At 41.6% G+C, this 16662-nt stretch carries 14 protein-coding genes; 12 read left to right on the top strand and 2 right to left on the bottom strand.

What is annotated here, in order from left to right; translation table 11 throughout:
- Nucleotides 1–4826, top strand: a 4826-nt coding sequence (locus D5018_RS17885; RefSeq protein ID WP_133309332.1) for an ankyrin repeat domain-containing protein, incomplete at its 5' end; no start/stop codon positions are given.
- Between the two features lie 306 nt (nt 4827–5132).
- Here D5018_RS17885 and D5018_RS17890 read toward each other — a convergent pair.
- Nucleotides 5133–5702 (bottom strand): hypothetical protein, encoded by a 570-nt coding sequence (locus D5018_RS17890; protein WP_121840358.1) that lies wholly within the window; start codon nt 5700–5702, stop codon nt 5133–5135.
- A gap of 3 nt (nt 5703–5705) precedes the next feature.
- On the bottom strand, nt 5706–6680 hold the full coding sequence (locus D5018_RS17895; protein ID WP_121840359.1) for a BsuBI/PstI family type II restriction endonuclease: 975 nt from the start codon (nt 6678–6680) through the stop codon (nt 5706–5708).
- Nucleotides 6681–6810: 130 nt separating this feature from the next.
- On the opposite strand from D5018_RS17895, the gene D5018_RS17900 reads away from it, so the two are divergent.
- The 11 genes from D5018_RS17900 (at nt 6811) to virB10 (ending at nt 16648) form a co-directional block, all read left to right on the top strand.
- Entirely contained in the window at nt 6811–8322 is a 1512-nt protein-coding gene (locus D5018_RS17900) for an Eco57I restriction-modification methylase domain-containing protein (protein WP_121840360.1), read from the top strand.
- A gap of 277 nt (nt 8323–8599) precedes the next feature.
- Complete coding sequence (locus D5018_RS17905) at nt 8600–8932, top strand: TrbC/VirB2 family protein (RefSeq protein WP_121840361.1); 333 nt, start codon at nt 8600–8602, stop codon at nt 8930–8932.
- 12 nt (nt 8933–8944) lie between these two features.
- Nucleotides 8945–9265 (top strand): VirB3 family type IV secretion system protein, encoded by a 321-nt coding sequence (locus D5018_RS17910; protein ID WP_121840362.1) that lies wholly within the window; start codon nt 8945–8947, stop codon nt 9263–9265.
- Nucleotides 9262–11754 carry a VirB4 family type IV secretion/conjugal transfer ATPase gene (locus tag D5018_RS17915; RefSeq protein WP_121840363.1) on the top strand — a complete coding sequence of 831 codons (2493 nt, stop codon included), beginning with the start codon at nt 9262–9264 and terminating at the stop codon, nt 11752–11754. The genes D5018_RS17910 and D5018_RS17915 overlap by 4 nt, the downstream gene beginning before the upstream one ends.
- Entirely contained in the window at nt 11751–12374 is a 624-nt protein-coding gene (locus tag D5018_RS17920; protein WP_121840364.1) for a type IV secretion system protein, read from the top strand. The genes D5018_RS17915 and D5018_RS17920 overlap by 4 nt, the downstream gene beginning before the upstream one ends.
- Before the next feature lie 45 nt (nt 12375–12419).
- Nucleotides 12420–12698, top strand: a complete 279-nt coding sequence (locus D5018_RS17925) for an EexN family lipoprotein (protein ID WP_121840365.1) — start codon at nt 12420–12422, stop codon at nt 12696–12698.
- A gap of 2 nt (nt 12699–12700) precedes the next feature.
- Entirely contained in the window at nt 12701–13720 is a 1020-nt protein-coding gene (locus D5018_RS17930) for a TrbL/VirB6 family protein (RefSeq protein ID WP_243637468.1), read from the top strand.
- Nucleotides 13717–13869: a hypothetical protein gene (locus D5018_RS21760; RefSeq protein ID WP_165905101.1), complete on the top strand. Its 153-nt coding sequence runs from the start codon at nt 13717–13719 to the stop codon at nt 13867–13869. The genes D5018_RS17930 and D5018_RS21760 overlap by 4 nt, the downstream gene beginning before the upstream one ends.
- Nucleotides 13862–14596 (top strand): VirB8 family type IV secretion system protein, encoded by a 735-nt coding sequence (locus tag D5018_RS17935; protein ID WP_121840366.1) that lies wholly within the window; start codon nt 13862–13864, stop codon nt 14594–14596. The genes D5018_RS21760 and D5018_RS17935 overlap by 8 nt, the downstream gene beginning before the upstream one ends.
- Nucleotides 14597–14684: 88 nt before the next feature.
- On the top strand, nt 14685–15512 hold the full coding sequence (virB9, locus tag D5018_RS17940; RefSeq protein WP_165905102.1) for a P-type conjugative transfer protein VirB9: 828 nt from the start codon (nt 14685–14687) through the stop codon (nt 15510–15512).
- The gene (virB10, locus tag D5018_RS17945; protein WP_121840368.1) at nt 15509–16648 is read left to right on the top strand and encodes a type IV secretion system protein VirB10; all 1140 of its coding nucleotides are present in this window, start codon (nt 15509–15511) and stop codon (nt 16646–16648) included. The genes virB9 and virB10 overlap by 4 nt, the downstream gene beginning before the upstream one ends.
- Nucleotides 16649–16662: the final 14 nt, after the last annotated feature.

Below are 16662 nucleotides of genomic sequence, written 5' to 3' on the forward strand. Positions count from 1 at the left end.
TAGGGGTCGGAGTTGGTCTTGCAACAGGTGGTGTTGGTGGTGCTGTAATGGCATTAGGCTATTGCGTTGTTTTTAGCAAGTCTGGACAATTAATCCAGTTTATGGAAAAGAAAGCCACAAATTTACTGCCTGAATCAGTAAGAGAAACTAAAACCGTGCAATACACAAGTAGCACTGTTAGTACGGTTGCGCAAGGTGCGCTAATTGCGGCAACGTCACCATCAAGCATGGTAGCAGGAACAGCCAAAGCGGTGGCTGGTATGATTGGTGGTCGATTGACTGCTACTGGGTCAGATATGGTTATGGATGAACTCGGAGTGGCTAAAGACAGTACCATTAGGCACATTAGTAACGGCGCATTTGGTTTTGTAGGAGGTTATGCGGCCAGCCAAGCGACAGAAAGTGCCATTAATTATGTAGCGAAAAGCATTCCGGTAGAAACAGCCACAAGCACTGGCTCAAGTGATAAGCCAGATGTCGTTACCGATAATAACAGCGATGCCTCTTATGATGCCCCCGAAATGGCTTCATCAATAAATATTACGTCTCCCCCTCAAGATGCTGGCTTAAATGCATCTGATGTGGATTCACTCATTGATAAATTGCAGCAAAGTGTAGATAGGCCTCCAATACAAGCAAACGAACCTGTTGAAAGCTTATATGCTGCAGGCTCAAAACAGCAGATAACATCAAGGCGATTAATGAGTGTTGCTGAAGATTATCGGGAGGAAACACTTGGGGACAGTCCAGCTGAAGCAACGTTAACACACGCAAGAGTGAAAAAATCGTGTGTTGATTGCCTTGAAATGCAAGCTTCTGATAGTCGGGTATGGTATTTACCATGGTCAATACATGATTTTCGAACCTGCGACAATCCTAATACATTTTTTGAAGCTTGTCCTGATTCACGATATACCTATCCTAGAAACTATTACGCAAAAGTTGTCAATTCTAACTGCGATATAGTAATACGGGGTCGTCGACAGGGGGCAAACTGTGGTTTGTTATTTGCTTACAATGCATGGGCAAATAATGATGACAAAACTACTGGAACTTGTTGTGGTGGTGGAAATGGAATTGCCATAACTTATGCATGTGCGAGCGAATCTATTGAAGCATCATTAACATCCAATTTCACCAACAATCCCTGCCGCCCTCCTGATTCAGTTGCTTATCGCTGCAAGGCAACCGAAAGTTATAATCTCACTGATAGTCCTCAATCAGTTTCATTTATATCCACAAGCCACACAGCTGCTCAAGCTAAATCAGGCATAAATAATGCTATTTATGCCCCCTCTCGCCACATAGTAATGAGCAATGGAGGTTATAGGCGAGTTTCATTTGGGGCGCTTAGAGATAGGCTTGTTGCTCAAGGTAAAACAGGGGTTAATTGCGCATCGGGTCTACCACAGCAGCAGGCGATAAACACGGATTTTATTTCATATTATGATTTGCTGCAGGCATTAAATGACCCAGACACACCACTTAGCCCTAGAATATGCCCCAACCCAAGCGATATGCCAAGCAGCCTTTATGGGGGCGCTGTATTACTCACTGATATCGCAAATAAATTTGCCACCGTTAGCAATCCAGTTCAATTTACAAATGCTTCAATAGTCGTTTCTGGCAACCAATATACCAATTGGCAACATATGGAAGCGCAGCTTAATGCCGTAAGCTACAATGGGGAAAAGTTATATGCTACCAATGGCTGCGTCAGTGCCGCTAATCGTTGGCGAGGTTTATCCATGTCAGTGTTGCAAGCAGCTTTCAATGGTGCGAGTAAAGTGACTGGGATATCATCGTCTGATTGTTCTTTACGGATTGAAGAGCCAAACCTGACGCCTGTCAATGATACCATTTCTTTAATGGCGATCGCTGAATCGTATACAACCCAAAGCCCCTATTATGGCCAAGTTGGGGTTAGATTGGTCTCTACAGAGTACGTTCAGCATGGTAATGCGTATTTGCGCCGAAGCCATTTAAGACAATCGCTATCGTCATCTAAACGATGTTCCAAACTACCTGCTCAACAATCTCATATAAATGATGCATATAAAGCGATCACACAAGGCGATCTAGCCAATGCATTTCAGAACTATTGTGATTTTCTAAATGATATACGTACAAAAGTACTAAACCTCCCTTTTCATTTTCCAATAAGAGCCACCCTCTTATCAACCGTTACTTCTCATCAAGACTACCCCTACTTAGAATTGGAACATACAGGTCCTTTTATTCTGTTAAGTCATAATGGTAAGGTTGTATATCTTGAGAATTTGCTTACGAGCATTCGAACTTTATATCCGCAAGCTAATAGTTATTGTGGTGCTAGTAGCTCGTCCCCATTAAATTTGGCATCTGTTTCTCAGAGTGCATTATTAGAAGCGTTTGCGGCAACGCCAAATGCCCCCCAACAGTGTTCAAACTCTGTGTCACTAAGAAGATTTGGTAATGTGGTTTCACTCCAAAGTGTTGCAGATACGTTTAATCACTCACCATCAGTTAAGCTTGAACCTACCGATATTGTCTATAGTACCGAATCACACGATGGTGTCACTTGGCGTAACCTAACAGCCCACTTTACCAATAATACTCTGACATATAACAGCTGTGTAGATGATGAGTTTGCCTTTAGAAATGTGAGTGCCGATGAACTTATACAAGCGCATGCGTCTGCTCCAGTAGCGACGCCTGTCGAATTAGGGGATTGCAGCCAAGGGGTAGAGGTCGTAACAGAAAATGACATTCTTCCGCTTGCAGATGCGGTCGCAGACGCAACCAGAGGATTTGGCAATAATGGGGTGACAGGAGGTGCACAGCAAATTAATGTTGAGGGAACAAACGTTAGTTGGGCTGACATTGCAAAACAGCTGCCAGTAGAAAAACAGTGTAAAACCTTACCTGAAAACTCTACAGTCAATGCTCATACTACCTTTAAAAATTTAACCAAATCTGAAGTAGAAGCTGCTGCGGCTGAACACCTAAACCTACTATGTGATGAAGATACTGCGTTTGTTGCAGAAGAAGAAAGTCAACTTGGAGTACCAATTGAGAGTATACCAACTCAAGCCAATGCTAGAGCGCTAGCCACTGTTGATGAGAGCACCTTATTTTCAGATGGTACTTCAAAAGCTGTTAACCTCAGTCAGTTCACAAAAACATTAAACCAACTCTTTCCCAATGCCATTTGCCTTGGCGAATTGGAAGGCTCAGCACAATTACAAAGACTCACTCAAGCTGATTTACAACAAGCTTTCAATGCTACTCCTCCAGCGCCAATAGCTCAAGAGTGTGCTGATGCAGTGCCACCGAAAAGATACGGTACTGTCATCACAGCAGAAGAAATAGAAAATCAAATAAGTCAAAATCGCACCATAAAGCTCAATGGTACGGATTTAGTGTTTGATGATGAATATGTCACATGGGAAAGCATTGTTGAGAAGCTACCCGAAGACTATTTTAAAGAACACGGCTGTATAAATGATGAACATACTTGGAGGCAATTGTCGCTTGAGGTATTTCAAGATGCATATGATGCAGCAAATGCTACGGCCAATGTTACGCTTGATGATTGCTCGGCACGAATTGATAGCTTTATGGCGCAAATGTCACCTACATCAATCAGTGAAGTAGCGTCAGCTTTTAATCGTTATCCTGACTTTGGTAATGCGGGATTATCACTAGGGCAAGATTTGCAAATTAGGCTGAATGATAGTGTCATTCAAATTAAGGATATTTTACCGTTTTTTCCTGAAGAAAAACGTTGTTTATTACTCCCTCAAGCAGCGGCTTCAGATACGCAATATAATAGCTTTAAAGCGATAACAGACGAAGAGTTAACCTCTGCGATTCTTGAATACATCAGATCAGTTACTAGGGCTCCTACAGTTGATAATCCCACAAACGATAATAGTATTGTTCGAGTGATTGGTGGAGTGGTCGGCACAGTTGTAGGTGTAACCCTTATAAGCATTCCAATAGCTCTGCTTATTTATTTTGTAAAACGACAAATGCAGGCTCAAGGTCTTACTTTGAAAAAGACGGAAGAGGGGCTCGATGAAGCCTGTAAAATTACTGAAGATGCGATACAGAAAGGGAGTGAAGGTATAACTGGGGTCATGCAACAAGCAGCTCGAGATTTGAACGTAAAATCAAATGCACAATATTATGTCGCAAATAATAGCCCTCAACATGATGCTTCTAAAATCCAATCAAGTGCTGTGGTTAGTTTTAGGGAGCTTGAGCAAAGAAGCTTAGCGGAAGATAGAACTTTTACAGTTAAGGCTGAAGTACCAAGCGCAAATTCAACTAAACCACCGCTACCGAGTGCAGCACCGCCAGTCTCACCTTCACCGAAGCCATTAAAACTTCAGACTCTACCAGTAGTAAATGAATTGAGTGAAGAACTGGCTTTACGCTTGAAAAGTGCTTGTATTGAGGGTGACCTTGCAAGATTAAAACAAATATCACCTAATAACTTTAATGTTAACCAGTTATTACCACATCATCTTACTGGAGATAAGGTTAGCCTATTGCACCTTGCCTGTGCATCAGGGCAAACACATATTGTTCATTATTTGATAGAGCAAGGAGCCGATGTCAACCTTTCATCAGCTTTGAGCATGACACCACTTTATTTGGCCACTCTGCAAAGAAAAACGGAAGTAATAAAACAACTGCTAAAAGCCAATGTCGATATCAGTATTCAATCACAAAGCCAAACGCCACTTGAGTTAGCTAAAGCTCAAAAAGATGATGAAACTATTCGCCTGTTACAAGGGCGTCAACCTAAAACAGCCAAAAAGAGCAGTAAACGGTTTTAACGGTAATATCTAAAATCTAGTTAACATAACTCTTATTCAGCCGTTACTTGTTGAACATGAGAACTAGATTTTGATTTTAGATTTTTTGAGTGAGGAACACTGTATTTTTGTTATAAATGTACGCAAGCAACAGCAATAGTTAGAGTTTATGCTCTAACTGGCTTTTGTCCAAAAATGTGATAGTAACTCATTATGTTCGAGAGACTATGCTTATACTTTCATCGCGATAGAATTAGTTCAATCATTCAAAGAACAGAAGCATTTTTATACACTTAAAATGTCCTTGTCTTAACCAGCTTTTAGGGCTTAAATGAACTGATCTAACCACTGATGTGGGGGAATTAGTTTAGTTACATCGATATTATATATTTCATGTCCTTTTCTAATCGTATAGTTACTGTGAACTTGTGCCCCCTCCCCGTAGTAAACAGCATGCCTTTTAAATTCACTTTTAGAAATGCCACCCAACAGAGTCATCTTTTTTTCACTATTTTGATAAGACATAAAAAAGTAATGCTGTACATCCTCATTAATATGTTGGGCTGTAATTTGTGCTGTATAGCTTGACTGGACCGGTACTTTTCGCTTCACCGTTTTTACATCAAGCAAAGAACCATCCATCATTATAAAGTCAGCTTTTCCTGCGGCATCTTCTAAAATCCATTGGTAGTTACTTCGATCTATGCCACGGTAACTCAAAAATGATTTAAGTACGAACTCGCCTAGATCCCCAACCCAGCGCTCATCCGTTTTTTCTTCTGTGTAGATATTGCCATATTTCTCATCTCGACTCTTCCTAAGCGCGATAGCTTTCTCTTCAGCCGACTCTGGAATATCAAGAATAATCCATCCATATTGATTAACTATGCTAGGCAAACTTTACTCCTTTGTAGTGTCATGTGGTCCAAGAAATCGATCACCGTTGAAATGAATCATATGATCAGGGTTTTCAGCAATCCATACCTCAGTTTCCCAAGCAATATCTGCTGCATTTTTTCTAAATTCAGTCCTATGAGGAAATGCTGTAACGTACACACGCCCAACAGAGCAGTCTTTTAAAGCTTCTTCAAGTTCTAACCACCTCTTGGGACTTACTGGTCCGTGACTTGTTACCGCCTCAATTAAGAACAACCAATGACGTTTTTCATCATAAACAACAATATCGGGTAGCTTATCGTGCGACATGGGAGGAACATTCAAAGATTCTAAGTAGTCAACTTCTAAAACCATATGTTTACCACCTTCATTACGGCTACTTGCTGTATCACCGATATAAAGAACCTTCCCAGCTTCACCAACAAAACGTGGACAAAACTCATGTATGATATCAGCATGAAGTTGGTTATGAGCTCCCGGAGAAAGCTTAATTTCACTCCCATCAGGCAAGTGCACCGGAATTTTTTCTCTATTTATAGTCCTCTGGTACATGGCTTGTAAAGTAGGGACATTCATAAGAAATTTATCCACTAACTCTTTCCAATTGCCATCAGGGTAAGCATGGAGAATGTCTATAATTGGCTGGTTCAACGAATAGTTATTATCTTTGCTATTCGTTGCTCTAGCAGGATTATCACGGTTTCTATCAACGATTTGAGCTTGATCAAATTGATGTAAAGTTTGCCTTCTAATCGTTTCACGAGAGTTTGGCTTATAATCCTTTCCATATTCAGATCGGATAAAGTCCATGATATCAACAGTTGGTAAAAGTGGCGCTGTAGCAACACTCCAATCGTCCTTTGGTTTTACATTAGCGAGAGCTAAGAAAACCCAAGCAGATCTATCGTTATATTGTTGCTTTGGTAATCCAAATGCTTTGAGTATTTCTTTTGCTTGTTCTAGTTTTATTTCTTTCATTTTCTATAACTTTCAGCAACTAAAGTAATAAGCTCTACAATGTAACCTATGTGCAGGTTTTATTCTTCCTTTTGTGCAGGTTTTTTGCGATACTTCCCCCAACAAATCACCACTGTATAAATAAACATGTATGACTGAATTTTCTCAACAATTTCCACTAAATTTAAATGACATTGCAGATGCCAATAGAGTAGAAGCGAATCAAAAGCTTGATGAAAAACTTAGAGGAAAATTAGGTCAGTTCATGTCATCTTCTGCTGTATCGAAGCTTCTCGCAGATATGTTTGAAAATGTTGATGGTGAACATCGGCTTCTAGATGCTGGAGCAGGGGTAGGCTCTTTAACAGCTGCTTTTGTTGAACGAGCGAAAAGCGATGCAACAAGTATTGACTCAACTTGTTTTGAGCTATCAAGCATAATGAATCAGTATTTATCAGATACACTAAAATATTGCTCAACTTCATGCGAAGTCAATAGTGTTCAGTGGAAACAAACTATTATCGAAGAAGACTTCATTCTGAACGCAGTAGAAACACTTCAAAACGATACATTCAAGCCTTCATTCAATAAGGCTGTCCTTAACCCACCTTATTTGAAAATCTCAGCAAAAGGTACAGAAAGAAAAGCCCTTAGGAAAGTTGGTTTTGAAACCGGAAACCTGTATTCAGCGTTCGTTGGGTTGGCCATAAAACTTTTAGAAAAGGGAGGAGAACTTGTCGCGATCACTCCACGCTCATTCTGTAACGGCCCTTACTTTAATGACTTTCGTAGACTTCTATTAGATTCATGCTCTCTAAATAAGATTCATGTTTTCAATAGCCGAAAATCAGCATTTAAAACTGACAAAGTATTACAGGAAAATGTTGTATATCACTTGACGAAAGGTGAACCGCAAAGAAGTATGGTAGTTGTGACTTCTAGTTCTTGTGCAGAAGATCCAACACCACTTGTCTATGAGGTTCCATTTCACAGAGTGGTGAATGAGAATAACCCTGATCGATTCATTCATATAATTACTGATGAAGATGAGCAAAATGTCGCAGCTAGAGCAGGTGGTTTGCCCTGCTCGCTTGAAGATCTTGGCATTCAGGCAAGTACAGGAAAAGTTGTAGACTTTCGAACCAGAGAAAACTTAAGTACTAATTATGTGGCTGGTTCAGTACCTTTAATCTTTCCTCAGCATTTACAAAAAGGGTCCATTAAATGGCCTATAGAAAATGCAAAAAAGCCTAATGCATTATTAAGCAATGAGAACACAGCAAATCTAATGGTTCAAAACGGAACTTACGTCTTAACTCGTAGGCTCACAGCCAAAGAGGAAAAGCGTAGAATTGTTGCTTCAATTTACACACCTGATATCGCTGATGTAGAAGTTGTCGGTTTCGAGAACAAAACTAACTACTTTCACGCAATGGGTAAGCCATTAGAGCATGAAGTAGCCAAAGGCTTATGGGTGTTTTTAAATAGTAGCTTGGTAGATAAGTACTTTCGTCAAATGAACGGTCATACACAAGTAAATGCTACTGATCTTCGAACCTTACGTTATCCTAACAAGGAACAGCTTATAACGATGGGAGAAATGATCGATTTCAAAGGCTTTAACCAAGACCGTATTGATCAAATTATTGATAGTTTTCAGTAAATAAAATAAACATGAATGTATTTACTTATAACAGTGAATACGTTCAGCTCTATCATCGTTGATTTTTCTCAGCCATCATGCCTATCCTGATCTTAAATAGATACATTGGGGTGCATTTGGGTGCATTTGAAATTTTCTTTTTCTCAGCATGTTTACAGTTCTTTCCCTCGATGCAAGTATCGGTTTCAACAAATGAAAACCTGATACTTTCATGGATGTGAAGTGTCTTTCATAAATAACTCTAGCCCTAAATTTGGGCATATGTTTGGAGTCGATAATGAAAGTAAACTCACTCAACACCACTGCCATAAATTCGATTCAATCAAGCAGTTCTCGAGCGCTGGTCGCCCATCTTTTTTTGATTTCTATTTTGCTGCTGACTCCCGAACTTGTCTTTGCCGATCCCATTTCTGAAGGCGTCGATTGGGTAATGCAACTTCTTACCAATGGTATTGCTCGCAGTGCTGCGATTATCGGGATTGCCATATTGGGTTATCTGGCATGGTTTGGTCGCATTACTGGTGAGACTTGCGGTAAGTATATTGCGGGAATAGTGCTGGTATTTGGTGGTTCAACCATTGTTGACCTGATAATTTCTGCTGTGAAATAGAGGATAGTCATTATGTCCTCTACTGACTTTCGTGATCCTTTATTTGTGGCTGTGACTCGTCCTGCGATGAAATGGGGCGTAACTTTAGACGGCATTATCATTGCGGCATCAGTCGTTACAGTACTAATGATAGCCACTAAAAACCCTTTCGTTTTATTGCTGTATTTTCCCCTTCATGCGCTTATGTATTCACTGTGTTTGCGTGATCCCATGATGTTTCGTTTACTCAAGTTATGGATGAACACCAAGGCTAAATCCGTGTGCTGGCGTGATTTAGGTTTCGCCAGTGCCAGTCCTATTGTGAACACCCGAAATAAAGGGAGAATACTATGAGTGCAATAGCCATCGAAAAGCTCACTAAGCAGTGGCAGCGAGAAAACTCCGTTGATGAGTTTATTCCTTACCAAGCACATGTAGACGAACACACCATCAAAACCCATAGCGGAGATTATTTGCAGATCATCAAATTGCAAGGTGTAGCGCATGAATCGGCAGATCCTGAGCAAGTAAATCTGTGGAAAGAGCAATTCAATTTGATGCTACGTAACATCGCCAGCCCTCATGTATGTTTATGGACGCATCTTATTCGTCGAGGAGCTAAAGTCGTTCCCACAGGTGAGTTTATTTCGGATTTTGATAAGCAGTTAAATCAGAAATACATCAAAAAAATCTGTCAGAGCCAGTTGATGGTTAATGAGCTTTACCTAACCGTTATCTACCGTGATGCCAATGTACCGCTAAAATCAAAGTTAAAAGTAAAGTCTCCCACTGTTGAACAGTTACTTGCCGAACAAAAGCAAGCGATATCAGCGTTAAATGACGTTGTTAGTACTGTTTTATCATCATTGGAAAGCTATCAGCCAAAACGGTTAGGTATCTACAGTAAGGACGTTATCAATGAAGGCAAAATAAAAGGGAAAATATTTTACAGCGACTTACTGACACTCTTAGACTATCTGACCAATGGCGAGTGGCAGCCCAGAGCCATTACGACTAAAGATATTTCAAAGTCATTATCCAGAGTCAGACCACTTTTTTCTGATAACACCTTTGCCTTGAAAGGCATTACGCAAACCCGTTTGGGCGCGTGTTTAAGTATTAAGGAGTACCCTGAACACACCGAAGCGGGTTTGCTTAATGCACTTTTATCAGCACCGTTTGAGTTGGTGTTAACACAAAGCTTTCAGTTCTTATCCAAACCTGTCGCTACTGAGATTTTATTGCGCCAACAAAAAAGGCTGACAGCCACAGGAGATTTCGCACATTCTCAAGTCGATGCCATTGATCTTGGGTTGGATGATTTAACCGCTGGGCGCATGGTTTATGGTGAGCATCACATGGTGTTAACCGCATTGACTGACACGACAGAAGCCCTTAATAAGTATCTTTCAGCACTAAAATCTGAGCTGGCCGACCAAGCCATTATTCTCACCAGAGATGATTTATCTATTCAATCAGCGTTCTACTCTCAGCTTCCTGCAAACAGTCGCTATCGTCCTCGCCCAGCTCGAATTTCTTCTCGTAACTTTGCCGGATTTTGCAGTTTTCATAATTACCCTTCTGGCCAAGTTTACGGCAATCAATGGGGCGATGCGGTAACAGTATTGCAAACAGCGTCTGGTGCGCCATACTACTTCAACTTTCATGAAGTCCACTCTCATCCACAAGAGCAGCGGTTAAACCAAGTCCTAGTTCATGAAAGTCGTGAAGATAAGGAAGACTTGCTCAAGGATGAGCATCACGCTTTAGGTAACACCTTAATCATCGGTGCTTCTGGCTCAGGTAAAACGGTGCTGCAAGGCTTTTTGATTTCCCAAAGTAAGAAGTATCAGCCAACACAAATCATCTTCGATAAAGACCGTGGTTTAGAAATCTACGTTCGTGCCACTCAAGGACTATATCTACCACTGCAAATGGGAAAATCCACTGGCTTTAATCCTTTTCAGCTTGAACCCACCGCCGACAATATTCTGTTTATCACTTCATTAGTCTCCAAACTTTGTGGAAGTGACTTAGCTCATCAACATCAACAAGACTTAGCTGATGCCGTAAAAGGCGTAATGAGTTTACCTAAGCCGCAACGCCGTTTAAGTCGATGTTTGGAATTTCTTGATCCCGTTGACCCAAATGGTTGTAGTTCAAGATTACAAAAATGGTGTCGTGGTGGTGAACTATCCTGGGTTTTGGATAATGAGGTTGATGAGCTATCTATCACTAATCAAACCTTATTTGGCTTTGATGTTACAGAGTTTTTAGATATTGAAGAAATTCGCACACCGATTGTGATGTATCTGTTTTATCGCATTGAAAAACTCATTGATGGTCGCAAGTTGCAAGTTTTTATGGATGAATTTTGGAAACTACTGGCTGATGAATACTTTGAAGATTTAGCTCAAAACAAGCAAAAAGTCATTCGTAAACAAAACGGCATTATGGTGTATGGCACACAATCGGTTAAGGACGTGCTGAACTCACCCATAGCTCATACCTTGATTGAGCAATGCGCCACTCTAATTTTAATGCCCAATCCCAAAGCTCGGCGTGATGATTATATGGATGGTCTTCATCTAACTGAACGTGAATTTGAGCTTATTAGCACGGAGCTACAGCCGAACTCCCGCCAATTTATAATCAAACAAGGTCATGAAAGTGTGGTAGCCAAGCTGGATTTAAACGGCTTTGATGACGAACTGGCGGTGATTTCAGGCACGATCGATAAAGTCAATTTGATGTATCAGATAGTGGAAACCGCAGGCAGTGATCCCAAAGACTGGCTACCTGAATACTTCAATGCCTTGCATGATCAGCGAGGTAAAGCATGAAACGGTTATTGTTGATGATGATGTTATTACTGCCATTACCTTGTTTCGCTTTTCCAGTGATTGACATTGCTAACCTGCATCAAAAAATCATTGAAATACGTCACTTACTGGAAGAAATCAACACCCTAAAACAGCAGCTTGATACCGCTAAACGTCAACTCAGTAGCATTAATGGTATCACTGGAATGAGCGATGCCATTGATTCCGTTTATGACGTAGCAGTTAAAGTTGATCCCAATCTCACTCTCAAACAACAAGGCTTACACAATAGCGAGTGGTTAAAACTGGGTGGTGACAGCGCAAGCTTGTTTGATGACATCAATCGCTACCGTGGGCGTTGGTTAGGTCAAACCCAATTGTCTCTGCAAGAAACCCAAGTTAGATATGACCAACTGACAAGGCTTATCAACAAGATAGGACAAGCGCCACAGCAAAAAGATATTCAAGACTTACAAGCTCGAATTCAAGCCGAAAACGCCATGCTTTCCAATGAACAAGCCAAATTGCAATTGATGAAAGCTCAAGCACAAGCCAGTGATGCACTCGCCCAGCAACGTATTACCCAAATGGCGATTGAATCGGCTGGCGAATTACACCCGATTAATGTGAATTGGAATTAACCCACCACGGATGGCAGAACCACTCTTATCAAATGAGGACTCTGCATGAAAACCATCAATCTTATTGTCATTTCACTATTCATCAGCTTATTGGCTGGCTGTTCAAAAATGAGCAATCACCATAACCATCAAAGCCAAGCCCATGATGTGGCTTGGTTCAAAACGCATCAAAAAATCTTGATGCAAACCTTAACTCAGTGCAGCAACAATCCGGCTAAATATCGCAATCACCCTGAATGCATCAACGCTCAACAAGCGGCAAATGACATTGTGGCAGGCGATCCTGTGCCGTTACCTGCAAATATGGCTCATCCCAAAGAGTAATCATGATGGCGGCTACCAGTAATTTGTATCGCAGTATTTTCAGCTTGGTGGATCAAGCCTTGCACAATTATGTGCAACAAGGCTCGGCAAGGCTGATCCAATACTTAATTCCTGTGTTTACCAGCATGATGATTTTGTGGGTCGCGATCTGGGGCTACTCAATGATGTTTGGTCGCAGTCAGGAGCCATTACAAGAGGGCTTTTTTCGCATCATTCGGATTGGATTTATTTTGACTTTGGGATTAACCGTTGGTCATTACAACCAAACCGTGGTGCGCTTTTTAAGTGAAACACCACAGTTTTTAGCGGCGGTTGTGTCTGGCACCAAAACCCAAAATGCAGCGCAGCTGCTAGATCACTTGTTCGGTCAAATCCTCATCCTTGCCGATAATGCATGGCGACAAGGTGGCGTGATGAATGGCAATTTCGGCATGTACATTCTGGCGATGGGCATATTAACCATCGGTGGTTGCCTGACTTTATTAGTGGCGTTCTTTATTTTGCTTAGCAAAGTCATGGTCAGTGTGTTGTTGGCCATCGGTCCAGCTTTCTTTGTTCTACTTTTGTTTCAAGCGACACAACGCTTCTTTGAAAGCTGGTTGGGTATGGTGCTTAACTTCGGCTTCATCTTATTGCTTGGCGTATCGTCAGGACAGTTGATGACTACAGTAGCCTCTAAATATCTTGCACAAATTTCTCATAACCATGCCGCTTTAACTACGCTAAGCGACAGCTCCATGCTGTGCATCGTCATGGGACTGTGCATCTTAGTGATGAAGCAAATTCCTGCCATGGCCTCAGCCCTTGGCGGTGGCGTGGCGATTGCGGCACATGGTGCGATATCTAACAGTCTCCATGCTATGCGTCCGACAACCTTACGACATCAATACCGCACTCTCAGAAGAGATTTGAATTACACAGGTCAAGCTCTTTCAGCTCCAATGAAACCAGTTGGTTCGGGCTATCGTGCCTATCAACAACGCTTTGGTGGTAACAGCATTTCGGGAGAAAGTGAACAATGAAAAAATTCTTATCAGCGTGCTTCATCCTACTGTTAACCCATTGCTCAAGCATGCCCAAACCACCGCACTGTAAAGATGATGGTAAAAGACTCAAGCCTGTGAACGTAAAGCCAATTGTCGTTAAGCCTGTTGAGGTTCGCCATGACTGAACTTGAGCAGCAACTTACTGATAAGCAGCTACTTCAGAAATACTTTGCTGAAGCCAGAGGGTGGGATGCTGAGCTGAATGTCAAAATCAAACAATCTGAGCAACGAGCTTGGAAATGCTGTTTGTTGCTGGCTTTGATTACCACTCTTTTGGCGATTAGTTTGATCACCTTAATGCCACTAAAATCCATCGAGCCTTTTGTGATTCGAGTCGATAACAACACAGGCTTTGTGGATGTGATTTCCACCTTAACCAGCAAAGGGCAAGTGAAACAACAGGCTCAGGAAGTCCTAGACAAATATTTCTTAGCTCAATACATACGCCATCGAGAAGGCTACCAGTGGCAAACCCGAAGTTATGACAGAAAGCTTATCGGCTTGATGTCTGATGAAAACGTTCAGCAAGATTACGGCTTACAAACTGATCCCAAATCTAATCCCAAAGCACCAATTAATCTTTATGGTCAATCAGCACAAGTACTGATCAAAGTGAACGCCATTAGCTTTATCGCTCACGACCAAACGAATGGTGAATCAACCACAACGGCGTTAGTCCGTTATACCAAGCAAGTTAAACAAGTCGGTGAAGACCATCCGTTAACTCATTGGGTTACCACCATCACCTTCACTTACCGTAATGCGCCAATGTCGGTAGGAGACAGACAACTCAATCCTCTCGGTTTTCAAGTACTGAGCTATCGCAATGATCAAGCTACGGGAGGAGATTAGGGTGTGTGGTTTAAGCAATCTTCTCCGTCGCACCTGCGAAGGCAGGTGCCTAGTGCCTTTGAAACTCAATAAAAGCAAAAGTCTCTGGATGCCTGCCTTCGCAGGCATGACGTTACTTATATTCTGTTCTACTTCATTTGCCCTTGAAACCCCACATATCGGCCATTTTGACAGACGAGTACGCCACATCAATTTTAATCCTCAACAAGTGGTGAAATTGGTAGGTCATTATGGCTTTGCCACCGATATTGCTTTTGCCAGAGGTGAAGCCATCAAACAAATTGCGATGGGTGACAGTGCCGCTTGGAGTGTAACGCCAGTAGATAATCACATCTTTATCAAGCCTAAAGCGCAGCAAGCCATTACCAATATGACGGTGCTGACTAATCGCCATGTGTACCAATTTGAGTTAAATGCGTCACAGCTTAAAAACAGCAATCAAGCTACGAGCCGTAATATGATGTTTGCGGTAGATTTTATCTATCCTGATGATCTTAAAACTCAGCTACATCAACACAACCAACAGCAGTTACTTGACGATCAACTTAACCGTCACACTTCACCACAGGTGAATAACCAAAACTATTTCTATAAAGGCGATAAAGCCATTCTGCCTGTATCGACCTTTGATGATGGCCGCTTTACTTACCTTAAATTTGACCCCAAGCAAGACTTACCTGCGGTGTATACCGTCAATAGTGATAACAGTGAAAGTTTGATTAATAGCCACATCAATCCAGATTTTCCCAACACCATAGTGATCAGGCGCGTGGTAAGACGATTAGTGTTACGACAAGGCCAATTAGTCCTGTGTTTATTTAACCAATCCTTTGATGCAGAACAGCCAGCAAGCTATCAAAAAACACAGATCCCACAAGTGAAGCGCATTGCTAAAAGACGGGGGGGTAAAGCATGACTGAATCATCATCAAATCAAGTTGAAGAACTGTCATCTAATCCCGTTCCAGAGTTAGGTAATCGAGTTCAAAACAACTCATGGCTCACCAAAGCGGTGATGTTCGTTATTGCTTGCTTGATGATTGTGCTGCTAGTCGCCATCAATGGTGGTTTTAGTCATGCTAAATCTGATAGCAACTCAGCCCAACATCATTACACCATTGCCGATCATTTGGGTGCGCCACCAGAACCTGAACAGCACTCAAAACCCACTAAAGCAACAACACCAACCGCAGATAAAAGCTCAATTATTCATACTGGGCAATTAGACGAACCAAACTCACCGCAATTCAGTCATTTAGCTCGTTTAAGCGGTCAGAAGAAAACTCTCACACCACAACAGCGAAAACAGCTCGATGATTTATTGGTATTGAATAACAGCTCACAACAAACAGTTTCAAGAAACATCCAACAGCGAGAGTCTTTGCCTGACTTAAACCAAGCACAACCTGATAGCCACTCACTAAACCAACAACTGCAAGCCTCCAAGATTCAAGGCAGTATCGCCAGTCGCATCATTGATCCCAACTTGTTTATTACCAAAGGCGCATTTCTCGACTGCATTTTAGAAACCGCCATTAGCAGCGACGTAGCAGGCATGACCCGTTGTCAATTAAGTCGTGATATTTACTCTACCAATGGCAAGGTATTGCTGCTCGAAAAAGGCAGTCATATTGTTGGTGAATACCAAGCTGGATTAGAGCAAGGACAAGCTCGAATTTTTGTATTGTGGGATCGCATCGAAACTCCAACAGGCGTGATTTTGGATTTAGCTTCACCGGGAACGGATAGCCTTGGTCGTAGCGGTCACACAGGTTATGTCGATGGTCATTTTGGACAGCGATTTGGCAGTGCCATGCTACTCAGTTTGATTGGTGATGTCGGCACTTATTACGCCAATAAATCCAAAGGGAATAGCAACAAAATCCAATTCGGAGACACCATTGGAGGTACTAAAGATCTCGCTTCTATTGCACTTCAAGACTCGATTCATATCAAACCAACTTTGTATAAAAACCAAGGGGAACACATCAATGTGTTTGTGGCCAGAGACTTAGATTTTAGGAGTGTTTATGAGCTTAAACTTAGCCAATGAAGTTGCAATTGAAG

The organism is Parashewanella curva, from assembly GCF_003675895.1.
Lineage (GTDB): Bacteria > Pseudomonadota > Gammaproteobacteria > Enterobacterales > Shewanellaceae > Parashewanella > Parashewanella curva.